Annotated in this window: 22 protein-coding genes; 7 read left to right on the top strand and 15 right to left on the bottom strand. The window is 67.9% G+C overall.

The window, feature by feature from the left end; genetic code table 11:
* Nucleotides 1-74: 74 nt before the first annotated feature.
* From PKKP23_RS22570 to PKKP23_RS22545, 6 genes are all read left to right on the top strand, one after another.
* Entirely contained in the window at nucleotides 75-1,106 is a 1,032-nt protein-coding gene (locus tag PKKP23_RS22570) for a glycosyltransferase family 4 protein (RefSeq protein WP_126878502.1), read from the top strand.
* 63 nt (nucleotides 1,107-1,169) lie between these two features.
* Complete coding sequence (locus PKKP23_RS34620) at nucleotides 1,170-1,889, top strand: diacylglycerol kinase (protein ID WP_240659103.1); 720 nt, start codon at nucleotides 1,170-1,172, stop codon at nucleotides 1,887-1,889.
* A gap of 232 nt (nucleotides 1,890-2,121) precedes the next feature.
* Complete coding sequence (locus PKKP23_RS22560) at nucleotides 2,122-2,832, top strand: TetR/AcrR family transcriptional regulator (RefSeq protein ID WP_017774384.1); 711 nt, start codon at nucleotides 2,122-2,124, stop codon at nucleotides 2,830-2,832.
* Between the two features lie 67 nt (nucleotides 2,833-2,899).
* On the top strand, nucleotides 2,900-3,484 hold the full coding sequence (locus PKKP23_RS22555; protein WP_017774383.1) for an LOG family protein: 585 nt from the start codon (nucleotides 2,900-2,902) through the stop codon (nucleotides 3,482-3,484).
* A 64-nt stretch (nucleotides 3,485-3,548) separates the two neighbouring features.
* Nucleotides 3,549-4,295, top strand: coding sequence for an SDR family oxidoreductase (locus PKKP23_RS22550; RefSeq protein ID WP_017774382.1), 747 nt, complete (start codon nucleotides 3,549-3,551; stop codon nucleotides 4,293-4,295).
* Between the two features lie 442 nt (nucleotides 4,296-4,737).
* Nucleotides 4,738-6,711, top strand: a complete 1,974-nt coding sequence (locus tag PKKP23_RS22545; protein ID WP_126878541.1) for an ArnT family glycosyltransferase — start codon at nucleotides 4,738-4,740, stop codon at nucleotides 6,709-6,711.
* Between the two features lie 84 nt (nucleotides 6,712-6,795).
* Here PKKP23_RS22545 and PKKP23_RS22540 read toward each other — a convergent pair whose 3' ends face one another.
* From PKKP23_RS22540 to PKKP23_RS22470, 15 genes are all read right to left on the bottom strand, one after another.
* Nucleotides 6,796-7,428 (bottom strand): DUF924 family protein, encoded by a 633-nt coding sequence (locus tag PKKP23_RS22540; protein WP_126878501.1) that lies wholly within the window; start codon nucleotides 7,426-7,428, stop codon nucleotides 6,796-6,798.
* Nucleotides 7,425-8,156 carry an alanyl-tRNA editing protein gene (locus PKKP23_RS22535; RefSeq protein WP_126878500.1) on the bottom strand — a complete coding sequence of 244 codons (732 nt, stop codon included), beginning with the start codon at nucleotides 8,154-8,156 and terminating at the stop codon, nucleotides 7,425-7,427. Before PKKP23_RS22535 ends, PKKP23_RS22540 begins: the two co-directional genes overlap by 4 nt.
* Before the next feature lie 273 nt (nucleotides 8,157-8,429).
* Nucleotides 8,430-8,840: a group II truncated hemoglobin gene (locus tag PKKP23_RS22530; RefSeq protein ID WP_126878499.1), complete on the bottom strand. Its 411-nt coding sequence runs from the start codon at nucleotides 8,838-8,840 to the stop codon at nucleotides 8,430-8,432.
* A gap of 114 nt (nucleotides 8,841-8,954) precedes the next feature.
* Nucleotides 8,955-11,702 (bottom strand): ABC transporter permease, encoded by a 2,748-nt coding sequence (locus PKKP23_RS22525; RefSeq protein WP_126878498.1) that lies wholly within the window; start codon nucleotides 11,700-11,702, stop codon nucleotides 8,955-8,957.
* Nucleotides 11,699-12,316, bottom strand: a complete 618-nt coding sequence (locus tag PKKP23_RS22520; RefSeq protein ID WP_017774376.1) for a DUF4126 domain-containing protein — start codon at nucleotides 12,314-12,316, stop codon at nucleotides 11,699-11,701. Before PKKP23_RS22520 ends, PKKP23_RS22525 begins: the two co-directional genes overlap by 4 nt.
* Before the next feature lie 322 nt (nucleotides 12,317-12,638).
* A complete protein-coding gene (gene kdpE / locus PKKP23_RS22515) occupies nucleotides 12,639-13,337 on the bottom strand; it encodes a two-component system response regulator KdpE (protein WP_042301897.1) in 699 nt (232 codons plus the stop codon).
* Nucleotides 13,334-16,540 (bottom strand): sensor histidine kinase, encoded by a 3,207-nt coding sequence (locus PKKP23_RS22510; protein WP_126878497.1) that lies wholly within the window; start codon nucleotides 16,538-16,540, stop codon nucleotides 13,334-13,336. Before PKKP23_RS22510 ends, kdpE begins: the two co-directional genes overlap by 4 nt.
* 223 nt (nucleotides 16,541-16,763) lie before the next feature.
* A complete protein-coding gene (gene kdpC / locus PKKP23_RS22505) occupies nucleotides 16,764-17,351 on the bottom strand; it encodes a potassium-transporting ATPase subunit KdpC (RefSeq protein ID WP_126878496.1) in 588 nt (195 codons plus the stop codon).
* A 30-nt stretch (nucleotides 17,352-17,381) separates the two neighbouring features.
* Nucleotides 17,382-19,490 (bottom strand): potassium-transporting ATPase subunit KdpB, encoded by a 2,109-nt coding sequence (kdpB, locus tag PKKP23_RS22500; protein WP_126878495.1) that lies wholly within the window; start codon nucleotides 19,488-19,490, stop codon nucleotides 17,382-17,384.
* 24 nt (nucleotides 19,491-19,514) lie between these two features.
* Complete coding sequence (kdpA, locus tag PKKP23_RS22495) at nucleotides 19,515-21,320, bottom strand: potassium-transporting ATPase subunit KdpA (protein ID WP_126878494.1); 1,806 nt, start codon at nucleotides 21,318-21,320, stop codon at nucleotides 19,515-19,517.
* On the bottom strand, nucleotides 21,317-21,409 hold the full coding sequence (locus tag PKKP23_RS22490; protein WP_017774370.1) for a potassium-transporting ATPase subunit F: 93 nt from the start codon (nucleotides 21,407-21,409) through the stop codon (nucleotides 21,317-21,319). Before PKKP23_RS22490 ends, kdpA begins: the two co-directional genes overlap by 4 nt.
* The gene (locus tag PKKP23_RS22485) at nucleotides 21,406-21,519 is read right to left on the bottom strand and encodes a potassium ABC transporter ATPase (protein ID WP_081601790.1); all 114 of its coding nucleotides are present in this window, start codon (nucleotides 21,517-21,519) and stop codon (nucleotides 21,406-21,408) included. The genes PKKP23_RS22490 and PKKP23_RS22485 overlap by 4 nt, the downstream gene beginning before the upstream one ends.
* A gap of 203 nt (nucleotides 21,520-21,722) precedes the next feature.
* Nucleotides 21,723-22,697, bottom strand: a complete 975-nt coding sequence (locus PKKP23_RS22480; RefSeq protein WP_126878493.1) for a quinone oxidoreductase family protein — start codon at nucleotides 22,695-22,697, stop codon at nucleotides 21,723-21,725.
* A gap of 96 nt (nucleotides 22,698-22,793) precedes the next feature.
* Nucleotides 22,794-23,186, bottom strand: a complete 393-nt coding sequence (locus PKKP23_RS22475) for a methylglyoxal synthase (RefSeq protein WP_126878492.1) — start codon at nucleotides 23,184-23,186, stop codon at nucleotides 22,794-22,796.
* A gap of 110 nt (nucleotides 23,187-23,296) precedes the next feature.
* On the bottom strand, nucleotides 23,297-24,076 hold the full coding sequence (locus PKKP23_RS22470) for an SDR family oxidoreductase (protein ID WP_126878491.1): 780 nt from the start codon (nucleotides 24,074-24,076) through the stop codon (nucleotides 23,297-23,299).
* A gap of 291 nt (nucleotides 24,077-24,367) precedes the next feature.
* Here PKKP23_RS22470 and upp point away from each other — a divergent pair, with 291 nt between their 5' ends.
* Nucleotides 24,368-25,018, top strand: coding sequence for a uracil phosphoribosyltransferase (gene upp / locus PKKP23_RS22465; protein WP_126878490.1), 651 nt, complete (start codon nucleotides 24,368-24,370; stop codon nucleotides 25,016-25,018).
* Nucleotides 25,019-25,134 lie beyond the last annotated feature (116 nt).

Raw genomic sequence — 25,134 nt, 5'->3', positions numbered from 1 at the left:
ACGCGCCCCACGGGCACCCGCAGCAGCCACCACCGGCGCAGCACGCGCAAGACACTCGAGAGGGCCAGACACCGATGAAGATCATGATCGTGACGGACGCATGGGAGCCGCAGGTAAACGGCGTCGTGCGCACTTTGAAGAACACGACGCGCGAGCTCACCGCGCTCGGCCACCGCGTGGAGATCGTCACGCCGCTGGAGTTCCGCACGGTACCGTGTCCCACCTACCCGGAAATCCGCCTGTCGCTGTTCCCGAAGGGCAAGCTGCACCGTCGCATCGACGACTTCGCACCCGACGCGCTGCACATCGCGACCGAAGGTCCGCTCGGCCTCGCAGCGCGCCGCTACGCGATCACGCATCGGCTGCCGTTCACGACCGCGTACCACACGCGCTTTCCCGAATATGTGCAGGCCCGTTTCGGCATTCCGCTCGCGGCCACCTACCGCTTCCTGCACTGGTTCCACAAGCCATCGCTTGCCGTGATGGCGCCTACGCCGGTCGTCAAGGCCGATCTCGAAAAGTTCGGCTTCACGAACGTCGTGCTGTGGACGCGCGGCGTCGACCTCGACATCTTTCATCAGATGGACTCGAAGGTGCTCAACACGGCGCGGCCGATCTTCCTGTACGTCGGTCGTGTCGCCGTCGAAAAGAACGTCGAGGCATTTCTCAAGCTCGATCTGCCCGGCTCGAAGTGGGTGGCGGGCGAAGGTCCGGCGCTCGGCGAACTGAAGTCGCGCTACCCGCAGGCGAACTACCTCGGTGTGCTGAGCCAGGCCGAGCTCGCGAAGGTCTACGCGGCCGCCGACGTATTCGTGTTCCCGAGCCGCACCGACACCTTCGGCCTCGTGCTGCTCGAAGCGCTTGCATGCGGCACGCCGGTCGCTGCCTACCCGGTGACGGGGCCGATCGACGTGCTCGGCGACGGCGGCGCGGGCGCCATGAACGAAGACCTGCGCGAAGCCTGCCTCGAAGCGCTGAAGATCGACCGGAACGCGGCGCGCGCGTGGGCCGAGCGGTTCTCGTGGAGCGCCGCGTCGGCGCAGTTCGCGGCACACCTGAAACCGCTGCCGCGCGCGACCGTCGAGGAGCGCAGCGCCACCGCGTGACGGCGGCCCTGCTACTGCCGCCAACCTTCCACCATGCGACGACTTTCTCCTGTGCCTTCTCCCATGCCTTCTTCCGCAAGCGAGGAGCGCGAACGCGAGGCACCGGACGCCACGGCTGCCGCGGCCAATGCGGCGGCAGCTGACGCATCGGCCAGCCCCGGCGTTCGGCGTGACCCGCCGATGTCCGGCCGCAAGCCGGGTGGCGGCAAGCCCGGCGCGTATCATGCTGGGCAACCCGACCACGAGCACGCGCCCTCGCGGCACACCATGCGCCCCTCCCCCGCCCAGCCCGCCCACCGCGTAGAGGCTAATCACGCGGACCACGCCGAGATGCACGAGCCGCTCGGCCCCGACGATCCGCTCGCCCCGCTGCCATTCAACCCGTACAAGGGCAACCGCGGCGTGACGCGCGCGTGGCATGCGCTCAAGAACTCGCTGGCTGGCTTTCGCGTGGCCATCCGCGTGGAAAGCGCATTTCGCCAGGAGCTCACGCTCGCCGCGATCCTGCTGCCCATCGGGCTGCTGGTGCCCGTCGAGCCGGTCGCGCGCGTGCTGCTGCTCGGCTCCGTGCTGCTGGTGCTGATCGTCGAGCTGCTCAATTCGAGTCTGGAAGCGGCCATCGACCGGATTTCGCTCGAGCGTCACGAGCTGTCGCGGCGCGCCAAGGACCTGGGCAGCGCCGCCGTGATGGTGGCGCTGTTCGTCTGCGTGATGACGTGGGTGCTGATCCTGGCCCCGCTCGTCGGCCCGCTGCTCTCGCGCTGGCTCGCGGCGCTGCCGTAGGCGCACGGTAGAAGGCGGGCCGAAGCGCCGCGCAAAAGTGGCGCAAAACGGTGGAAAAGACGCTCGCGTGCACCGGACGGCGCATCGCCGCACTGCGTGGGAACCCTGAGCTTCGGCGGGAAATGGTCGGTTTATAATCGAACGATAGTCTTAAAAAAGACCAACCGTGTCCGGGCAGGCGCGCGAACGGCCCGCCGCCGCGCCTGCCCGGCAAGAACCAGGGCCGGACGACATGGAAGCCAAACCTCCCCGCCGCACCCGTGAGCGGATTCTCGAGCTCTCTCTGAAACTCTTCAACGAGATCGGTGAACCGAACGTCACCACGACGACGATCGCCGAGGAAATGGAGATCAGTCCAGGCAACCTGTACTACCACTTCCGCAACAAAGACGACATCATCAACAGCATCTTCAGCCAGTTCGAGCAGGAGATCGAAAAGCGGCTGCGCTTTCCCGACGACCATCGGGTCACCATCGACGAAATGTGGTCGTACCTTCAGTACATGGTCGACTTCATGTGGCGCTACCGCTTCCTCTATCGCGACCTCAACGACCTGCTGGCGCGCAACCGCACGCTGGAGATGCACTTCAAGCAGATCATCAGCCACAAGGTGCGCTTCGCCGGCCAGTTCTGCGAGCAACTGGTCTCGGACGGCGAGATGGTCGCCACGCCCGACGAGATCAACGTCATCGGCACCAACATCGGGCTTATCGGCACCTACTGGCTGTCGTATCAGTTCGTGATGAACCCGCGCAAGTACAACGATCAGGAAGCGATCCGCGCCGAGCTGCACCAGGTGAGCGTGCAGATCGTGTCGCTGATGGCGCCGTACCTGCGCGGCCGCTCGCGCCAGATTTTCGACGACCTCGTCTCGGGACGTCTGCCGCGGCGCGAGTTCTACGACTACCTGCCGCCACGCGAAAACGCGGCCGGCGGCGCATGACACCCATGGGCGCGGCGGCCGGTGCGGCCCGCCCGCTCGACGGCAACGAAAACAGGAACGTTCGGCAATGAAGTCGGTTTGTGTCTATTGCGGCTCCTCATTCGGCGTGAGGAACGATTATCAGGAGGCGGCGCGGGCATTCGGGCGCGCGCTCGTGGAAGCGGATCTGGCGCTCGTCTACGGCGGCGGCAAGGTCGGCTTGATGGGCGCCATCGCCGACGAAGTGTTGGCCCAGGGCGGCCGCGCCATCGGCGTGATTCCGGAGCTGCTCGTCAACAAGGAAGTGGGCCACACGGGCCTTTCCGAACTGCACGTCGTGCCCGACATGCACCAGCGCAAGAAGATGATGGCCGACTTCGCCGACGCCTTCGTCGCGCTGCCCGGCGGTGCCGGCACGCTCGAGGAACTGTTCGAGGTATTCACGTGGGCGCAGCTCGGCTATCACCAGAAGCCGGTGGCGCTGCTCAACATTCAAGGGTTCTACGACCCGCTGATGGCGTTGCTCCGGCACACCGTGCAGGAAGGCTTCATGCGGCAGAACTGGCTCGACATCCTGCAGGTCGAAGCCGATCCGCATGCGCTGATCGCGAAACTGCAGCGCTACCAGCCGCCCGTCGCCGACAAATGGACGACGGCGCGCGAAGCCGTTTGAACCCGTCCGAAGCTTCTGCAATCACGCGATGTGACGTCGTGAACCTGACTGGCGGGAGGCCGCAATGTCGAAAGTCGTTCTGATCACGGGCGCGAGCCGCGGCATCGGCCGCGCGACGGCAAGGCTGCTCGGCGCGCGGGGCTGGACCGTGGGCGTCAACTACGCCCACAACGAAGCCGCCGCCCAGGAAGTCGCCGCGCAAGTGGGCCGCGCCGGCGGCCACGCCCGCCTGATACGCGGCGACGTGGCGAACGAGGCCGACGTCATCGCCATGTTCGATACGCTCGAAAAGGCGTTCGGCCGCATCGATGCGCTCGTCAACAACGCAGGTATCGTCGCGCCCTCCCTGCCGCTCGCCGACATGAGCGCGGAGCGCCTGCGGCGTATGTTCGACGTCAACGTCTACGGCGCCTACCTCTGCGCGCGCGAAGCGGCGCGCCGCATGTCGAAGGACCGCGGCGGCGACGGCGGTGCGATCGTCAACGTGTCGTCGGCTGCGGCGCGCCTTGGCTCGCCGAACGAATACGTCGACTACGCAGGGTCGAAAGGCGCGGTCGACACCATGACCATCGGCCTCGCCAAGGAACTCGGGCCGCAAGGCGTGCGGGTCAACGCGGTGCGGCCTGGCCTGATCGACACCGACATTCACGCGAGCGGCGGACGCCCCGAGCGCGCCGCGGTGCTCGGCGCGCAGACGCCGCTGGGCCGGCCCGGCACCGCCGACGAGGTGGCCGAAGCCATCGTCTGGCTGCTCAGCGACGCCGCTTCCTACGTAACGGGCGCCCTGCTCGACGTCAGCGCCGGCCGCTGACGGGCTGCGTCACTCCCACCGGTCTTCCACGCCCGCGTCTTGCGCAAGCAGACGCGGTCTACGCGACCCGGTCTGGCGCGACCCGGTCTACGCGCCCCGCTCCAATCACCTCTCGCCCGGCCTAGATTCCCACCGTCGCTTGATTACGACTGTTCTTCGCTTTTCGTAACCTGCTGTAATAATCCCCCTATAGAATCGCGGGACAGCTTGTCCGCCGCGCGACACGGACCTGCGCGCCACACGCGCACCGCCGGCGGACAAGACCCTATGCACAACAGCTCCTCGCCAAAGCAGCCGGGAGCGAGAGCGAGATCTTTAGATGCGTCAACCGAATCACCCCGTCGCCGGGCTTGTGGGAGGGCCGGCGGCGGGTACGCCCGATGCCGGCTCGCCGGCGTCCGGTCTGGCCGCAGCCGTCCTTCCGGTCGCGGCATCAACGGCCATGGCCCCCGAAGCGTCTGCCGGCACGCCATCCGCCGAAGGCACGGCGTCCCCCGCACGACCCATTGCGCTCGCCTCGCAAGGCGAAGCCGTCGCGCCCGTTCCTGCCGATCCACTCGGTCCGCCGCTCGCGCCCGCTTCGGGCGCGCAGGCGCTCGCATGGTCGCGTCGGCTGATCTGGCTCATCGCCATTGCGCTCGTCTGCGCCTGGCTGCTGCCCGGCACGCTGGGCCACGACCCGTGGAAGCAGGACGAGACCTACACGTTCGGCATCGTCCAGCACATGCTGGAAACGGGCGACCTCGTCGTGCCGACCAACGCGGGACAGCCGTTCGTCGAAAAGCCGCCGCTCTACGACTGGGTCGCAGCGGGACTCGCGTGGAGCCTCGGACGGTATCTGCCCCTGCACGACGCGGCTCGCCTCGCGAGTGCGCTGTTCGCCGCGCTGGCGCTCTATTTCACGGCGCGCCTCGCGAAGCGCACGACCGGCGCCGCCCGCTGGCTCGACCTGCGCGTGATCGGTACGGTCGCGCTCTTTGCGGGCAGCCTCGTCGTCATCAAGCACGTTCACGACATGATGACCGACGTCGCGCTGATGGCCGGCGCGGCGATGGGTCTGTGCGGACTCTACGAGCTGGTGGTCGCGCATCTGGCCGCGCATCTGGCCACCCGCGCGGCCAATCAGGCGCAAACGAACGGCGGCACAGCCACGGCCGGGGTACAGACAGAAGCTCGGACAAAGGCACGGACAAAGACATGGTCGCAACCCGACACGCAGACCAACACGCGCGTGCCCGCCGCCCTGCTCGGCGCAGGCGTGGGCATCACGCTGATGACCAAGGGACTGTTCCTGCCGCTCGTGTTCGGCGCCACCGTCTGCGGCGTGCTCGCGCTCTATCCGGCCTGCCGCAGCCGCGCGTTCATGCGCTCGCTTGCCGTAGCCGCGCTGGTGTGCGCGCCGTTCGCGCTGATCTGGCCGGTCTGTTTCTATCTGCGCTCCGAGGCGCTCTTCAAGGTCTGGTTCTGGGACAACAACGTCGGCCGCTTCCTCGGTTTTTCGGTGCCCGAACTGGGCTCGGAAAACGACGGACATCTGTTCGCCCTGCGCGCGCTGCTCACGGCGGGCTTCCCGGCGGGGCCGCTCGCCTTCGTCGCGCTGGCAACGGGCACCTGGCGGCGTTGGCGCGAGCCCCAGGTGGCGCTGCCCACGCTTTTCGCAGGCGTCGGCGTGGCCGTGCTGCAGACGTCGGCCACGGTGCGCGTGCTGTACATCCTGCCGTTCATGCCGGCGCTCGCGGTGCTCGCCGCCGACGGCATCCGCCGGTTGCCCGCGCGTCTTGCCGTGATCTGGGACATGACGGGCCGCGTGCTGTTCGGCTCCCTCGTGCTGCTCGCGTGGATCATCTGGTCGACGATGACGGGCCCGGTCGGCACGCACGCCTCGCTCGCACGGCTCGGCCGCTGGCTGCCGCTCGACTGGACGATGCCGGTGCGACCGACGCTCGTCGCCGCCGGCATCGCGCTGACCGCGGGCTGGCTCTGGCTGCTGCCCGCGCTCAAGCACAGCGGCCGCTGGCGCGGCGCGCTCAGCTGGTGCCTCGGCGCGACCGCCGTGTGGGGGCTCATCAGCACGCTGCTGCTGCCGTGGCTCGATGAAGCGAAGAGCTACCGCTCGGTGTTCGAAGACCTCTCGGCGCATCTCGCCGTCGAATGGAACGAGGGCGACTGCATGGCGAGCAGCGGGCTCGGCGAATCCGAAGCGCCCATGCTGTATTACTTCGCGGGCATCGAACACGTGCCCACCGACCCGGCGACCACCGAGTGCACGTGGCTCATCGTGGAGAGCCGCAGGAACGACGCGCGCTCGCCCGGCGACGGCTGGCAGCTGTTCTGGTCGGGCGCGCGTCCCGGCGATACGGACGAACTGCTGCGCGTGTTCGTGCGCACGCCCGATGCGATGCCGCCACTCGATTGAATATCGTTTGAGTCCAGTGTGAAGCGCTGCTGGCCCGCGAATCCGCCACCGCGGGCCACCACCACCGCAAACCCGCCGAAACCCCTAAAACGAAGACCCCGGCTCGCGCAGGAACGCCTCTTCCTCCTGCGTGGAGGGCCGCGCGAGCACCGCATTCCGATGCGGATAGCGCCTGAAGCGCTCGATCACCTGCGCGTGCCGCACCGCGTACCGGTAGTAGTCGTCACCGCCCGGTTCGTCGGCGAGCCCGCGAAAGAGCCGCAGCGATTCGTGCTGGCTCGCATCCGACTCGTCGTGCTCGAACGGCAGGTACGCAAACGCGCGGTGATGCACGCTGGGCAGCAGACGGTCCGCGCCGCTCGCCACCATCTGCCGCGCGACAGCGAGCGCCTTTGGATCGCCCGCGAACGCGTGCGGCGTGCCGCGATGGCAGTTGCGCGAAAACTGGTCGAGCACGATGACGAGCGCCAGCGCGCCGGGCGCCGTGGCGGTCCACGCATCGAGCGCGCCTTCGCGGCCCGGCACGATCAGTTCGCCGAAGCGCTCGCGAAGCTCGCTGTCGAACGCTTCGTCGCGTGCGAACCAGATCTTTCGCTTCGCGCCGTAGCCGGGCGAATCCGGCTCGCCGAACCAGAAGTCGAGCACCGCCTTCGCGCGGGCATCGAGCTGCGCGTAATCGCGGCTCCAGTCGCTGCCTGCAGCGACTGACGCGCTCATGCGAACTCCAGCACGAGCCGCCGCGTACGCGCGCTCTTCTTTTCGAGCTTCGCCACGCGCAGCGCGCCGATCTCGCTCGTATTGCGCACGTGCGTGCCGCCGCAGGGCTGAAGGTCTACGTCTTCGATGCGCAGCAGCCGCACGCGGCCCAGTCCCATGGGCGGCTTCACGCTCATCGTGCGCACCAGCTCGGGACGCTGCTGCATTTCGTCGTCGGTGATCCAGACGGTGGCCACCGCATGCGAGCCTTCCACCAGGTCGCCCAGGCGCGCCTCCACCCTGTCGCGTTCGATCGGCTCCACGGTCGCGAAGTCGAGCCGCGCGTAGTCCGCCGTGATGCTGCAACCATCCACGGGATACGGCAGCACCGCGCACATCAGGTGGCTTGCCGTGTGCAGACGCATGTGCCGGTAACGGCGCGCCCAGTCGATCTCCGCGCGCACGCGTTCGCCCACACGCAGGCGCGCTAGCAGCGCCTCCTGTTCCGGCGCGGGCACGTGGACGGCATCGTCCGGTGTGGCGCCTTCGAATTTCGCCTTGCGCGTGTCCGCAATCGCGATGCGCGTGCCGTCTTCGAGCGTGAGCGCGCCCGTGTCGCCCGCCTGGCCGCCGCCGAGCGGATAGAACACCGTCTGGTCGAGATGAATGCCCTGCTCGTCGATCGCGGTGATCAACGCGTCGCATTGCGTGAGATAAGCGTCGTCGCGAAAGAGCGCCTTCGTGGTCATGATCGTTTCCTGTCGGTTTCGTGGGGCTTCATGGAGGCGGCGGGCGCTCAAGGTGCCATAAGCGTGCGGCATGCATCCCGCCAGCGCGCCACACCAACCATGCGGCATGGCGGCCATTATTGCGTCGCCCGCGCTGCGGGGGACAGGCTGCCTCCAGGCCAACTGTCACCGGACTGTACTGGTCCGACGAACAGGCCAGCACTGAACCGCCGGCGCAGCGCGCCATCAGCCAGGACCTCAGCCTGCACATCAACCAGCACATCAACCCGGAGATCAACCCGGACGATTGCGCATCCAGTCGGCGGTCTCGAAAAACGAATGCAGCAGACGCTCGCGCAGCGGCTCGGGCAAACCGACGTCCTCCATCGCCCAGGCCATGCAGCGCAGCCACTGGTCACGCTCGTCCGATGCGATGGCGTACGGCAGGTGCCGCGCACGCAGCCGCGGATGCCCGAAGCGGCTGATGTAGTGGTCCGGGCCGCCCAGCCAGCCGCAGAGGAACCAGAAGAGCTTGTCGCGCGAGCCGTCCAGCGTTGGCGGATGCAGCGCGCGCAGGCCCGCGAATTCGGGCTCGAGGTCCATCAGGTCATAGAAGCGGTCGACGAGTTCGCGCACGCGCGCCTCGCCGCCCACGAGTTCGAAGGCCGTGGGTTGGGTCGGCGCTTCGTCGTTCGGATCGGTCATACGGTCAAGAAAGGAAGTCGGAAAAAAATGCGGGCGGGAAAGCAAGGCTTCATTGATGCGGCTTCAATGAAGCCTCGTCGATAAGGCCGCATCACGCCCCTGATGCATCGCGTCTCACGCGTCCCGCAGCGATTGCAGCGCCGGCCGCGCCAGCACGTTGCGCAGACTGAGCCAGCCGCCCACCGCCGCGCACGCCACGCCGGCCACCACGCCGGCCGGCAGCAGCCACGGGTCGAAGGCGAGATAGAAGTCGAACACGCGCGTGGCGAGCACCACGCCCACGGCCTGCGCGCCTGCCGCGCCCATGAGCCCCGCGAGCGCGCCCACCACGGCGAATTCAGCGAACTGCACCGTGAGCACCTGGCGGTGCGAGGCCCCCAGCGCACGCAGCAGCGCGGATTCTCGCACACGTTCGTCGCGGGTTCCGGCAAGCGCCGCGTACAGCACGAGCAGCCCCGCCCCCAGCGTGAACGCGAACAGAAACTGCACGGCGCCGATCACCTGGCCGATCACGCGCTGCACCTGCGAGAGGATGGGCGCGGTGTCGATGGCGGTGACGTTCGGATACGCGGCAACGAGTCCGTCGATCACGCCGCGCTGCTCGCGCGGCACGTGAAAGCTCGTGATGAACATCGACGGAAAATCCTGCAGCAGCGCGGGCGGCATCAGCACGAAGAAGTTCACCTTGAACGATCCCCAGTCGAGCTTGCGCGTGCTCGTGATGGGCGCATCGACAGTCATGCCCGTCACGTCGAAGCGCAGCGTATCGCCGGGCTTCACGTTGAGGATTTTGGCAAGCCCCTGCTCCATGGAAAGCTGCGGCGCCTTCGAGTCGCCATACCACTTGCCCGCCTCGATGCGATTGTCGTCGGGCAGCTTCGTCGTGTACGAGAGGTTGAATTCGCGATCAACGAGGCGCCGCGCGTCTTCGCTCTTGTAGCTGTCCGGATTGACCGGCTTGCCGTTGATGGCGACGAGCCGCGCGCGCACCATCGGTTCGAGCGTCACGTCGGCAAAGCCGTGCGCCTTCAGGTAGTCGAGCACGCCTGCGCGCTGGTCGGGCTGAATGTCGATGATGAATTCGTTCGGTGCGTCGGGCGGCGTCGATTTGCGCCAGCCGTCGATCAGGTCGTTGCGCGTCATCGCGATGAGCAGCAGGCACATCAGCCCGATGCCGAGCGCCGTAATCTGCAGTGCGCTCGCGCCCGCGCGCCGCTCCAGCGAAGCAAGCGCATAACGCCAGCCGACGCTCGCGTTCACGCGCTCGCTGCGCGCCACGTGCGCGGCGGCCCAGAGCGCGAGCCGCGCGACGACTGAGAACAGCAGCAGCCCGCCCGCGAAGCCGCCCGCCACGATGCCGCCCAGCTTGAGTTCGCCTGCGGCAAGCACGAGCAGGCCGGCGAAGAGCGCGATGCCGAGCGCGTAAGCGGCCCACGCCGTGCGCCCCGCCTCGCCCCACTCGCGACGCAGCACCCGCACCGGCGGCACGCGTGTGAGCGGCAACAGCGGCGGCAGCGCGAAGCCGAGCAGCAGCACGAGGCCGGCCGCCAGCCCTTCGAGCGCGGGCCACACACGCGGATACGGCAGCGCGACGTCGATCAGACTGCCGAGCCACGCGAGCAAAGCGAGGTGTCCGCCGAAACCGAGCGCGAGGCCCGCGATGCCGCCCACGAGCCCCACCGTCAGGAACTCGAGCGTGAACAGCACGCGCAACGTGCGCTGGCTCACGCCGAGGCAGCGCATCTGCGCGCAGCTGTCCAGATGGCGGCGCGTGTAGCGGTGCGCGGTCATGGCGATGGCGACCGCCGCGAGCAAGGCCGTGAGCAGCGCGACGAGCGTGAGGAAGTGGCCCGCGCGATCGAGCGTCTGCCGCACCTGCGGCTGCCCGTCCTGCAACGATTCGAGCGCGACGCCGCGCATCTTGCCGCCGTCCACGCGCGCATGGGCCCACCCGGCAAAACGCGCCACGGCGTCATCGGGCCCCGCCACGAGCAGCCGCCAGGTGACCCGACTGCCGTAGCCGATCAGGCCGGTGGACGAAAGCTCATCGGCGCGCATCATGAGACGCGGCGAGAAATTGACGAACGAGAAGCCGCGATCCAGCTCGCGGGTAATCATCGCGGCCACCTTGAAGGTGCGCCCGCCCACCAGCACCGTGTCGCCCACGCGCAGGTTGAGCGTATCGAGCAATTGTTCGTCCACCCAGACGGTGCCGGGCGCGGGGATGCCGGTTGCGGCGTGATCCGGCGCGTTGGGCCCGGACGCGATGCGCAGCGCGCCGCGCAACGGATATCCCGGCGAGACGGCCTTCACGGCGGAGAGGCGTGCGAGGGTGGGCGCAGGCTGGGCGGCCTCGGCTGCCGGTTGCGACTGCGCGACGTCGCCGCCCCGCCGCGCGCGCGTCGCGGCCGCAGCCGGGCTTGAGGCCGAAGTTGAGCCCAAAGTTGAACCCGAAGTTGAGCCCGAAGCCTCGCCCGTAGATGCAGCCGCCCCCGATGCCGAAGCCGCACCGCCGCTCACCATCGTCGGAAAAATCGCTGTCGATGCGGTACGCAAGCCGAGCGTCTCGGCCTCGCGGGCGAATTGGGGATCGACGGGATGGTCGGCGCGCACGATGAAGTCGGCCGCGATCATTTGTCGCGCGTCGCGTTCGAGCCCTTGTTGCAGCCGGTCAGCGAGAAAGCCGACGCTCGAAAGCGCGGTGACGGCCAGCACCAGCGCGAGCGCAAGCATGGTCAGTTCGCCCGCGCGCCAGTCGCGGGCCGTCATGCGCGCGGCCTGGCGGACCACGTCGAACCATCGGTAGCGGCGCGGCGCCGCGTCTTTCGGCAGGCTTGCCTCGACCTTCTGTGCTTCGCTCAATCGTGTCGGCTCCTCAACGTTCCGAAACGCGACACCATATGCGTCGCCATCCCCCTGAAACCGCCCTGCACGCCGCGCCACAGCCGCGGCAACGCCCACAGCGCCACGGCGAGGAAGCCCGCAAGCAGCACCAGAAAGAGCAGCGGCACGAAAAGCGCGAGCAGCACGCCCGTGAACGTGAGGCCGTCTTCGGCCGTGGAGGTCACGACGTTCGACACCGGTTCCGGCGAAAGATTGATCAGTGCGCGCGTGCCCGCCTTGGCGAGATGGGTCGTGCCGGCAAGCGTGCCGCCCGCGAGCGCCGCCACCGTGAGCAGCGCCGGGTCGGCGTGACCGAGCGCGCCCGCCGCGAGCACCGCGCCCGCGGGAATGCGGATGAAGGTGTGCACGGCGTCCCAGAGCGAATCGAAGGCGGGAATCTTGTCGGCGAGAAATTCAGCGATGGTCAGCACGGCCGCCGCCGTCAGCACCCAGGGCGAAGCGAGCACCGCGAGCGTGTCGGGCAGATGGATGAAGCCGAGGCGCTCCAGAACGCCCGCAATCAGCACCGTGAGATAGAGGCGCAAGCCGCTGCCCCAGGCAAGGCCTGCTGCCAGCGATAGTGGTTCAAGCATTGCCCCCTCCTTGCGCGCGGCCGGCGCGGCTGCGGCTGTTCGCGAGCGCGTCCTCGAATGGAGCGGACCGGCCAATCGAGGCGAGGCGTCGCGTATCAATCGGGTATCGATCGCGTATCAATCGCGTATCAATCGGGTGTCAATTGGGCCTCACGCGGGGCCTCAAGCGGGGCATCAAGGATGCATCGGACGCGCATCAAGCGCGTATCGAACCGCCGAACCCGCGCCGCATGGGGCGCGAGCCAATTTCAAGACCGGATCGCTGCATTATAGCCACGGACATTCGCGTTCCGCCGCGTGGTTGCGCGAACCCGCTGCGGCCTCAGCTCGTGCCGATGAGCCGATACCCCACGCCCGTCTCGGTGACGATGTGCTCGGGCTGGGCGGGATCGCGTTCCAGCTTCTGGCGCAGGTGTGCCATGTAGATGCGCAGGTAGTGGCTGCTCTCCACGTGCGACGGCCCCCAGACGTCGCGCAGCAGTTGCCGGTGGGTCAGCACGCGGCCGGCGTGGCGCACCAGCGTGGCGAGCAACCGGTACTCGATGGGCGTGAGATGCACGGGCGCCCCGTCGCGCGAGACCTGGCGTAGCGCAAGGTCCACGGTCACGCCGCCGAAATGGACCTGCGGCGTCTCGTTCGAGCCGCCGTGGTTGCGGCGGCGCAGATGCGCGCGAATCCGCGCGAGCAGTTCGGAGACGCCGAACGGCTTCGTGAGGTAGTCGTCGGCGCCCGCGTCGAGTGCGGCCACCTTCTCGCTTTCCTGGCTGCGCGCCGAGAGCACGATCACGGGCAGGTCGCTCCAGCCGCGCAGCTCGCGGATCACGTCGAGCCCGTCGGTGTCGGGCAGCCCGAGGTCCACGATCACGAGGTCGGGCTTGCGCGTGGCTGCCTCCACGAGACCCTGGCGGCCCGTGTCGGCGTCGTGCACGGCGATGCCTTCGGCTTCCAGGGTCGCGCGCACGAAGCGGCGAATCTGCTTTTCGTCTTCGATCAGGACGACGGTGATGCGCGGCTCGTTCATGAATGAGAGTGGGGAGAGGGCGTGGGCCCCGAAAGCGGGTCCGGCCGGTCCGGCCGGTCCAGGTTGGGCGAGCGGTCGGCGGCGGGCGATGCAACCCCGGCGCCGGAGGCCGTAGTATCGCCCGGCACGGGGCCAGATGGCGAGGTAGAGGATGAGCCCCCGGGCATCTCCGTGGGCGGCGCGGCGGATCGGGTTTGTTCAGCGGCTTGTTCTGTGCCGCCGCCCGTCGCCGGGGCAGCGGCTTCACCGGCGCGGGGCCCGTGCGTTTGCTGTGTTGCTTCGCGAAGCGCTTCCTGAGTGGCTTCCTGAGTGGCTGCCTGAGTGGCTGCCCGAGTCGCCTCCTGCACCGTTTCCCGAACGACCTCCTGCCCCGCCTCTTCCGCCTCTTCCGCCTCTTCCGCCTCCAACGCCTCCATCGTCGCGGGCGGCGTCTCCACCGGCAGCGTGAACCAGAAGCGCGCGCCTTCCACATGGCCGTCCGGGGCAAGCCGGTTGAACGCACCGATCGCGCCGCCGTGCGCCTCCACGATCGCGCGGCAGATCGCAAGCCCGAGCCCGATGCCCGGCTTCGCCGACTCTTTCTCGCCGCGCGTGAACTTCTCGAACACGCGCGCTTCCATGCCCACGGGCAGCCCCGGCCCCGCGTCGTCAACCGTCACGCGCACGAACGGCCGGCCGCCCTCCTCGATGCGCTCGGCGCCGATCACGAGCGGCGTATCGAGCGGCGTGTACTTCGCCGCGTTCTCGAAGAGGTTCGAGAAGAGGCGCTCCATCAGCACGGCATCGAGCTGCAGCAGCGGCAGGTCAGCCGGCAGCTTCGTCTGCACCGGATGCCGTTGCAACACGCGGCGGCACGCGCGCAGCGCAGCGCCCACGGTCTCTTCGAGCAGCGTCCACTGGCGGTTCAGATTGAGGCTGCCCGCCTGCAGCCGAGCCATGTCGAGCAGGTTCGTGACGATGCCCGTCATGCGCAGCGCCTCGTCGTGAATCGCTTCCACGAGTTCACCGGACTTCTCGGCGCGCGGGTCGGCTGCATGGGCCACATCAGGCATATCGCCGTCAACGCTCGCCTCATGCATCTGCGCGAGCATCGACGAAAAGCCGACGATTGCCGTGAGCGGCGTGCGCAGGTCGTGCGAGATCGCCGAGAGCAGCGAGTTGCGCAGCCGCTCCGACTCCATGTTCACGAGCGCGTCGCGGGCAATTTCCACGTAGTGCACGCGCTCCACGGCGAGCGCGATCTGCGCCGCGAACGCTTCCAGCATGCGCTGCTGTTCGGGCACGTCGAGTTCGTGTGCATCGTGCGTTTCCACCGCGAGCACGCCGCGCGTGCGCATGGGCGCCTTCAGCGGCAGATACAGCGCGCGGGCCGCGGGCAACGTGTCGGTGCCGCGTCCGGCCGGCTGCTGCTGGTCGTACACCCACTGCCCCACGTCGATGTCGAGCGCCTCGCCTTCCAGCATGATGGCCGGGTCCGGCTCTTCCACCTTCTGCTGCAGCTTGTCCTGGCTGTCGGGCAAAAGCAGCGCCACGCGCGCGCGGAACACCTCGCTCACATGCCGGCTGCCGATGGCCACGATCTGCTCCATCGTGAGCGCCGCCGCCAGTTCGCGCGCCATCGCGTACATGGCGCCGGTGCGCTGTTCGCGACGCTGGGCAACCGCCGCCTCGCGACTCAGGCTCGACGTGAGATGGCTGATCACGAGCGACGTGAGCAGCATGCCGAGAAAGGTCAGCAGGTACTGCGTGTCCGACACCGAAAACGACATGCGCGGCGGCACGAAGAAGAAGTCGAACGCCGCGACGCTCGCGAACGAGAGCAGCACGCCCGGCCCGCGGCCCAGCTTCGCCGCCGCGAAAATCACACCGAGCAGATACAGCATCACGAGGTTCGTGAGGTCGATGTGCGTCCTCAACTGGCTCGCCACCGCCGTGATGGCCACGCAGATGGCGAACGCGATCGCATAGGCGCGCGGCGGCGAGCGGCGCTCGCGTGCCGCCGAGAGCGCGTCGCGCCAGGCGCTGGCGAGCGTGTCGGGGTGGGCGTCGCGGTCGCGGCCATGTTCGTCAGCAGCGGCGCGGATCAGCGTGAGATCGAGGTCGCCCGACCGTTCCGCGAGACGTTCGCCGAACGGCCGCCGCAGGCGGCGCGAGAAGCCCGAACGCAGCGAGCCGCCCGCTACCAGCTTCGAGACGTTGCGTACGCGCGCGTAGCCGAGCAGCGTATCCACGGCGTCGTCACCGGCGAGCGTGACCGTTTCGGCGCCGAGGTCCGCCGCGAGCTTGAGCGCGGCGAGCGTGCGTTCGCGGCGCGCGTCGGGCAGCCGTTGCAGCTTCGGCGTTTCCACATAGACGGCGATCCAGTCGGCCTTCAGGCTCGCCGCAAGACGCGCCGCGCCGCGCACGAGCGTGGGCGCCTCCGGCCCCGGCCCAATGCACACCAGCAGACGTTCGCGCGCCTGCCAGATGCGCTGGATGGAGCGGTCGGCGCGGTACTCGCGCATCTGCGCATCCACGCGGTCGGCCGTGCGGCGCAGTGCGAGTTCGCGCAACGCGATCAGGTTGCCCTTGCGAAAGAAGTTGCGCACCGCGCGTTCGGCCTGCGCGGGCATATACACCTTGCCGTCGCGCATGCGGTCGAGCAGTTCCTCGGCGGGCAGGTCCACGAGCGTGACTTCGTCCGCGCGGTCGAACACGCGGTCGGGCACGGTCTCCCAGACGCGGATGCCGGTGATCTGCCCGATCACGTCGTTGAGGCTTTCCAGGTGCTGAACGTTGACCGTCGTATAGACGTCGATGCCCGCGTCGAGCAGTTCGTAGACGTCCTGCCAGCGCTTGAGGTGGCGTGCGCCCTGCACGTTCGAATGCGCGAGTTCGTCCACCAGCACGAGCTGCGGCTTGCGCGCGAGCGCAGCGTCCAGATCGAACTCGCCGAGCGTGCGGCCGCGGTACTCGATCTGCTGGAGCGGCAGCACGTCGAGCCCTTCCGTCAGCGCCGCGGTTTCGTGGCGCCCGTGCGTTTCCACGATGCCCACTACGACGTCAGCGCCCTCCTCCCTGCGCCGACGCGCCGCCTGGAGCATGGCGTACGTCTTGCCGACGCCCGCCGACGCGCCGAAGAACACCTTCAGCTTGCCGCGCTGGCGCTTCTCTTCGTCGCGCTGCAGGCGGTCGAGCAGTTCGTCGGGATCGGGTCGGTTCATACGCGAGGGGGGTCGAGGGGTGGCCCGCCGTTAAGCGGATGCGTGAGCGGGTGCGTGCGTCAGGCTTCTTGAGTCGTATGGCGCAGGCGCATCGCCGCGGCCATCGTCGCACCGCGCCGCGAAAATGGCAACGCGGCGGCGCCTTGGGGGCGCCGCCTGTCTGCCTGAGCGTGCCGGCTGGAGCTGGCGTGGGCCAGCTTGCGCCGAAGCCTCACCCGCGGCGTCAACCGCGCTGCGCAGCGTCCAGCGCGAGATTGAGCTTGAGCACGTTCACGCGCGGCTCGCCGAAGAGACCGAACTGCCGGCCTGCGGTATAGCGGTCCACGAGCGCCTGCACGTCGTTCGCGTTCAGGTGGCGCGCGTTCGCCACGCGTTCCACCTGGTACGCGGCGGCGGCCGGCGAGATCTCGGGGTCGAGGCCGCTCGCCGACGACGTCACGAGATCCACGGGCACGGGCTTCGACATATCGGTGCCCGCCGCCTTGAGCGCGTCGAGGCGCCCCTTGATCTCGTCGGCGAGTGCGGGGTTGGTGGGCCCCAGATTCGAGCCTGACGAGCCCTGAGCGTTATACGGCATGGGCGTCGTAGCCGAGAGCCGCCCCCAGAAGTACTGCGGCGCGTCGAACTGCTGGCCGATCAATTCCGAGCCCACCGGCTTACCGTTCACTTCGATCAGGCTGCCGTTGGCCTCGTGCGGAAACACGGCCTGGCCGAACGCCGTCATCACGGCGGGATACGCGAGCCCCGTGAGCGCCGTGAGCACGGCAAAGATCACAGCGAGCGGGCGAAGCAAACGAAACAGCGATTTCATGAGGGTCGATCCTTCGATGTCCGGCATGTTTCACACCCACCCGAACGCGGTGAGCGCCATGTCGATGAGCTTGATGAACGGGAACGGCAGCAACAGGCCGCCCAGACCATAGACCAGCAGATTGCGGCGCAGGATGGCAGCCGCGCCGAGCGGCCGGTACTTCACGCCCTTCAGCGCGAGCGGAATGAGCGCGACGATGATGAGCGCGTTGAAGATCACCGCGGACATGATCGCCGACGACGGCGAACTCAGATGCATCACGTCGAGCACGCGCAACTGCGGGTAGGTCGTGGCAAAGGCCGCCGGAATGATGGCGAAATACTTCGCCACGTCGTTCGCAATGGAAAACGTGGTGAGCGAGCCGCGCGTCATGAGCATCTGCTTGCCGATCTCCACGATCTCGATGAGCTTGGTCGGGTTCGAATCGAGGTCGACCATGTTGCCCGCTTCCTTCGCGGCCTGCGTGCCCGTATTCATCGCCACCGCGACGTCGGCCTGGGCGAGCGCGGGCGCGTCGTTGGTACCGTCGCCCGTCATCGCCACGAGCCGGCCTTCGGCCTGATGCGAGCGGATCATCTTGAGCTTCGCTTCGGGCGTGGCTTCAGCGAGGAAGTCGTCCACGCCCGCTTCCGCCGCGATGGCCGCCGCCGTGAGACGGTTGTCGCCCGTGATCATCACGGTCTTGATACCCATCTTGCGCAGCTCGGCGAAGCGCTCCTTGATGCCGCCTTTCACGATGTCCTTGAGTTCGATCACGCCGAGCACGCGCGTGCCGTTGCCGCTCTTTTCCGCGACCACGAGCGGCGTGCTGCCGCGGCGGGCCACTTCGGTCACTGCGTGATTCACCTCGGCGGGATAGTGGCCGCCGTTCGCTTCGACGTACTGCTTCACGGCGTCGGACGCGCCCTTGCGAATCTCGCGCGGTGGCGTGCCGGGAGCCGTGGGTGCGAGGTCCACGCCGCTCATGCGCGTCTGCGCGCTGAACGCGATGAACACCGCGTTGAGCACGGCCATGTCCCGCTGGCGGATGTTGAAGCGCTGCTTCGCGAGCACGACGATGCTGCGGCCCTCCGGCGTTTCGTCTGCGAGCGACGAAAGCTGCGCCGCGTCCGCGAGCGCTTCTTCGGAAACGCCCGGCGCAGGCAGGAAGGTCGACGCCTGGCGGTTGCCGAGGGTGATCGTGCCGGTCTTGTCGAGCAGCAGCACGTCCACGTCGCCCGCGGCTTCCACGGCGCGGCCCGAGGTGGCGATCACGTTGGCCTGCATCATGCGGCTCATGCCCGCCACGCCGATAGCCGAGAGCAGCCCGCCGATGGTGGTCGGAATCAGGCACACCAGCAACGCGACGAGCGCCGTGATCGTCACGACGTGGCCCGCCTTCACGGCCGCGACCGAGAACATCGAGAACGGCAGCAGCGTGGCCGTGGCAAGCAGCAGCACGATGGTCAGCGCGACGAGCAGGATGGTGAGCGCGACTTCGTTCGGCGTCTTCTGGCGCTTCGCACCTTCCACCATCGCGATCATGCGGTCCAGAAAGGCCTCGCCCGGATTCACCGAAACACGCACGACGATCCAGTCCGAAAGCACGCGCGTGCCGCCCGTCACCGACGAAAAATCGCCGCCCGACTCGCGGATCACCGGCGCGGATTCGCCCGTGATGGCCGACTCATCCACCGAGGCGACGCCTTCGATCACTTCGCCGTCCGCGGGAATCACGTCGCCCGCTTCGACGAGCACGACGTCGCCCTTGCGCAGGTCCGTGGCCGTCGTGATGCGCACGGGTGCCTTCGGATGCGGCTGCTCGTTGAGCTTCTTGGCCATCACGTCTTTCTTCGCCTGACGCAGCGAAGCGGCCTGCGCCTTCGAGCGGCCCTCGGCGAGCGCCTCCGCGAAGTTGGCGAAGAGCACCGTGAACCACAGCCACAGTGCGACGGCGAGAATGAAGCCCGCGGGCGCCTCGGCCTCGCCGCCCAGCGCGGCGATCCAGAGGATCGTGGTGAGCACGCTGCCCACGTAGACGCAGAACATCACCGGGTTGCGCAGCTGCGTGCGCGGATCGAGTTTCCTGAACGACTCCACGATGGCCGGGCGCACGAGCGCCGGATCGAACATGGAACGGGTTGCGGAATGTTGATTCATGGTTCTTGAGTTCCCGAATGCGTGTCAGTGGCCCGCCACCATCATCAGATGCTCGACGCCCGGGCCGAGCGCGAGCGCCGGCACATACGTGAGCGCACCCACCAGCGCCACGGTGCCGAGCAGCAGCACGACGAAGAGCGCGCCATGCGTGGGCAGCGTGCCGGCCGTCACGCCGATGCGCTTCTTTTCCGCGAGCGACCCCGCGATGGCGAGCACCGGCACGATGGTGCCGAAGCGGCCGAACCACATCGCAATGCCAAGCAGCGTGTTATAGAACGGCGTGTTCACCGAAAGGCCCGCGAACGCGCTGCCGTTGTTGTTCGCCGCGGAGCTGAACGCGTAGAGAATTTCGGAGAAGCCATGCGGGCCCGGGTTGGCGATACCCGCGGTGCCGGCACTGGTGAGCACCGCGATCGAGGTGCCGACCAGCACGAGCAGCGGCGTGAGCAGCACGACGATGGAGACCATCTTCATCTCGTACGACTCGATCTTCTTGCCGACGTATTCCGGCGTGCGGCCGATCATGAGCCCCGCCACGAACACGGCGAGCAGCGCGAACACGAGCATGCCGTAGAGGCCCGAACCCACGCCGCCGAAGATCACCTCGCCCAACTGGATCAGCAGCAGCGGAACGAGGCCGCCCAACGGCGTGAGCGAGTCGTGCATCGTGTTCACGGCGCCGCACGACGCAGCGGTGGTGGCCACCGTGAAGATGCCGGACTGCGCGATGCCGAAGCGCGTCTCTTTGCCTTCCATGTTGCCGCCCGATTGCAGCGCGCTCGCCTGCTGATCGACGTTGAGCGACGCGTAAAGCGGATTGCCCGCCTGCTCGGCGCTGATTTCGCCCCACACGCCGATGGCGAACGCAATCGTCATCGCGGCGAGCACGGCCACGCCCTGGCGGCGATCCAGCACCATCTGGCCGAACGTCAAGCACAGCGCCGCGGGCAGCAGGAGAATCGCGATCACTTCCACGAAGTTGGCGAACGGCGTGGGGTTCTCATACGGATGCGCCGAGTTGGCGTTGAAGAAGCCGCCGCCGTTCGTGCCGAGCATCTTGATCGCGACCTGCGAGGCGACCGGACCCATGGCGAGCGTCTGTGACGTGACCTTCGTGTCGACCGTCACGGGGTTGCCCTTCGCGTCCTTCACCGGATTGCCTGACGCATCGAGCTTCGGCGCCGCGTAGGTCGTGGTCTGGAGCACTGGCACGTCTTCGTACGCACGGAAGTTCTGGATCATCCCCTGGCTCATCAGCAGCGCGGCGATGAGCGCCGACATCGGCACGAGCACGTAGAGCGTGACCCGCGTCACGTCGACCCAGAAGTTGCCGATGGTCTTCGCGGTGTGACGCGCGAAGCCGCGAATCAACGCGATCACCACGACGATGCCGGTCGCCGCGGAGAGGAAGTTCTGCACGGTGAAGCCGAGCATCTGCGTGAGATAGCTCACGGTCTGCTCCGGCGAATAGTCCTGCCAGTTCGTGTTCGTGACGAAACTCACGGCCGTGTTGAACGCGCCGTCCACGGTCATGGGACCGAAGCCCTGCGGATTGCCGGGCAGCCAGCCTTGCACACGCAGCAGCAAATAGAGGAACAGCGCGCCCAGCAGGTTGAACGCGATGGTTGCCACCGCGTACTGCTTCCAGCCCATCTCGGCCTGAGCATCGACGCCGGCCGCGCGGAACAGGAACCGTTCGAGCGGCGCGAACACGCGCACGACGCGCGACGTGCCGTCCATCACCTTCGTCAGATAACGCGAAACGGGCACGGCGAGCAGCAGCAGAACGACGAGATAGACGAGCGGTTGCTGAATGTTGTCGAGGTTCATTCCAGATCCTCCGCGCGCAGCAGCGCATGGATGAGATAGGCGAACAGCAACAGCGTGGCCGCTCCGGAGAGCCAAAGCATCCAGGTCATGACCGTGCCCCCTGGCCGCGCCGGTATTGCGTGAGCTTCTGGCAACCGGCAATCAGGGCGTAGGTCAGCGCGGCGAAAGCCACGATTCCCCCGACGTACAGCGCATCCATGTTTGTGTTCTCCGATGATGGATTACGGATGGATGCAACGTTAGTCGGTTGGATGTAAAGGGCGGGTTAAAGGTGGGGGGCGCGGGTGTAAAAAGCGCGTAAACACGGGATGCGCGGGGTGCGCGGCGCTCGTCGGGCGGCCGGAACGCGAAAAAAAGGCGGCACGTCTGCCGCCCTTTACGGGAAAGGAAAGCTTGCGCCGCTCAGGGCATCAGCACCGTGGAGCCCGTCGTCTTGCGCGCTTCGAGGTCCTCATGCGCGCGGGCGACCTCGGCAAGCGCATAACGCTGGTTGATGCTCGTCTTCACCTTGCCCGAGGCGAGCACGTCGAACAGTTCGGCCGACATCGCTTCGTAGTCGGCGCGTTTGGCCATGTACGTGAAGAGTGTGGGGCGCGTGAAGAACAACGAGCCGCGGCCCGCGAATTCGGACGAGTCGATGGGCGGCAGCGGCCCCGACGCGTTGCCGAAGCTCACGAAGAGGCCGAGCGGCGCAAGGCAGTCGAGCGAGCCGGTGAAGGTGTCGCGGCCAATCGAGTCGTAGACCACGGGCACGCCCGCGCCGTTGGTGATCTCGCGCACGCGCTTCGTGAAGTTCTCGCGCGTGTAGACAATCGGGTAGTCGCAGCCGTGCACCTTCGCGATGGCGGCCTTGTCGTCCGAACCCACGGTGCCGATCACGGTGGCGCCCAGCGCCTTGGCCCACTGGCACACCAGCAGGCCCACGCCGCCCGCGGCGGCCTGGATCAGGATCGTGTCGCCGGGCTTCACCCTGTATGTGCGGCGCAGCAGGTACTGCGCCGTGAGGCCCTGCAGCATCACCGAGGCCGCCTGTTCGTACGAGAGCGCGTCCGGCAGCTTCACGACTTGCGCCGCGCCCAGCACGCGTTCTTCGGCATAGGCCCCGGGCGGGCGCGCGACATAGGCCACGCGGTCGCCTACGGCGAGACTCGTCACGCCAGGCCCCACGGCCGCGACCTCGCCCGCCGCTTCCATGCCGAGCCCACCGGGCAATGGCAGCGGATAGAGCCCGCTGCGGAAGTACACGTCGATGTAGTTGAGCCCGACCGCGTGCTGACGGATGCGGATCTCGCCCTCGCCGGGGGCGCCCACGGGCACATCGACCCACTTCATCACCTCCGGGCCGCCCGTGCGTTCGAATCGGATTGCCTTGCTCATCTCGTTCTGTCTCCTGTTCAGTCGTTATTCGAAGCCGCATTCGAAGCCGCATTCGAAGCGGGAAGGCGGATTGGCCTCATCCGCCTTCCGCTGAGGTCACTCGCCTTCCTGGGCGAGTCGCAGCGCCAGCACGTCGAGAATCATGCGCGCGGTCGAGATGTTGGTCGCGCACGGCACGTTGTGCACGTCGCAGGCGCGCACGAGCGCGTTGATGTCCGGTTCGTGCGGCTGCGGCGTCATGGGGTCGCGCAGGAAGATCACCATGTCCACCCTGCCCTCGGCCAGCTGCGCACCGATCTGCAGGTCGCCGCCGTGCGGGCCCGAGAGCATGCGCTCCACTTCGAGCCCGTGCGCCGTCGCGATGCGTGAACCCGTGGTGCCCGTGGCGATGAGGTGGCAGCGGCGCAGCGTGTCGGCATACTCGCCGACCAGCTTCACGATGTCGTCTTTCTTGTGGTCGTGCGCAATGAGTGCGACGCGTGTGGACATGAGGTGGGTCTCCCTTTGGTTGATCTGGTCGAATGTGATGGATGAGGTGGGCGGTTCGGGTCGTGGCGAGCGGGCGGCGGCCGACAGAAGGCGCTCGTCAAAGGTACCTGTCAAAAGGTACCCGGATAAGCCCCGCCGTCGATCAGCAGATTTTGCCCCGTGATGTAGCCCGCGTGCACGCTGCAGAGGAAAGCGCAGGCGCGGCCGAACTCGTCGGGCTGACCGAAGCGGCCCGCCGGAATCGATGCCATGCGGTGCTTGCGGGCTTCGTCGATCGAAACGTTGGCGGCCTTCGCCTGCGCCGCCATCGTGCTGACGATGCGGTCGGTATCGAAGAGGCCCGGCAGCAGGTTGTTGATCGTCACGCCGTGCGGAGCGACCTTGCGCGCCACGCCCGCCACGAAGCCCGTCAGGCCCGAGCGGGCGCCGTTGGAGAGCCCCAGCACGTCGATGGGCGCTTTCACCGACGAACTCGTAATGTTCACGATGCGGCCGAACCCGCGCTCGATCATGGCGTCCACGGTGGCGCGAATCAGCTCGATCGGCGTGAGCATGTTGGCTTCGAGCGCGCGGATCCAGTCGTCGTGGCTGAACTGGCGGAAGTCGCCCGGCGGCGGGCCGCCCGCGTTGTTGACGAGGATGTCCGGGCGCGGGCACGCGGCGAGCGCCGCCGCGCGGCCTTCGGGCGTGGTGATGTCGCAGGCGACCGCGTTCACCTCGACACCGGTCTTCGCGCGAATCTGGGCCGCCGTGGCGTCGAGCGTCTCCTGCGTGCGCGCGACGATGGTGAGATTCACGCCTTCGGCGGCCAGCGCTTCTGCGCAGCCGCGCCCGAGTCCCTTGCTCGCCGCGCAGACGAGCGCGGTGCGTCCTGCGATGCCCATGTCCATCGGTATGTATCCTCTTTGGTGTGCTTGCCGGCCGGCCGCTTCGCCCGCGGGGTGCGGCGGGGTGCCGTGGGTGGGTGCCGAGTAGCCGATTCTAGAAGAATCGGCGCGGCGCCGTTGGCCGCGGCATCCGTCCATATCGCCACCGCACGCTTTGTCGGTAAACTTGCAGCCGTGGCGCGCCTGCCGGACCCTTGCCGGACCGCGGCGCGTCTTTTCACCGGGCTGCGGTCAGGGCGCTGAGCCCGCCCTGCCGGCCCGGCCGATTTCCCCTTGCCGCCTTGTGCCTTCGTCATGAAACAGGACAGCCGCTTTCCGAACCTTTTTATCCTCGATCACCCGTTGATCCAGCACAAGCTCACGCACATGCGCGACAAGGACACGTCCACCCGCACGTTCCGCGAACTGCTGCGCGAAATCACGCTGCTGATGGGCTACGAGATCACGCGCAACCTGCCCGTCACCACGCGGCGCGTGCAGACGCCGCTCGTCGAGATCGACGCGCCGGTGATCGCGGGCAAGAAGCTCGCCATCGTGCCGGTGCTGCGCGCGGGCGTCGGGATGTCGGACGGGCTGCTGGAGCTGATTCCGTCGGCGCGGGTGGGCCATATCGGCGTCTATCGCGACGACGCGCACCGCCCCGTCGAATACCTCGTGCGGCTACCCGACCTGGAAGACCGCATCTTCATCCTGTGCGACCCGATGGTCGCCACGGGCTACTCGGCGGTGCACGCCGTGGACGTGCTCAAGCGCCGCAACGTGGCCGGCGAGAACATTCTGTTCCTCGCGCTCGTCGCGGCGCCCGAGGGCGTCGAGGTGTTCCAGAAAGCGCATCCGGACGTGAAGCTGTACGTGGCGTCGCTCGACTCGCATCTGAACGAGCATGCCTACATCGTGCCGGGTCTCGGCGACGCGGGTGACCGGTTGTTCGGTACGAAGAACTGAAAGAACGACGGCCCCGACGTTCGCGTGCGCCGGGGTCGCCGCAGGGTGCAGCGGCCCTCCCGGGTCCGCAAACTATCCCGCCCGCGTTGCCCTGATCGGGCGGACCACCCCGCCAT

Source organism: Paraburkholderia kururiensis JCM 10599 = LMG 19447 (assembly GCF_003986935.1).
GTDB classification, from domain to species: Bacteria; Pseudomonadota; Gammaproteobacteria; order Burkholderiales; family Burkholderiaceae; genus Paraburkholderia; species Paraburkholderia kururiensis.
The sequence above is the reverse complement of the archived record's forward strand: the minus strand, read 5'-3'. Positions and strand labels throughout refer to the sequence as shown.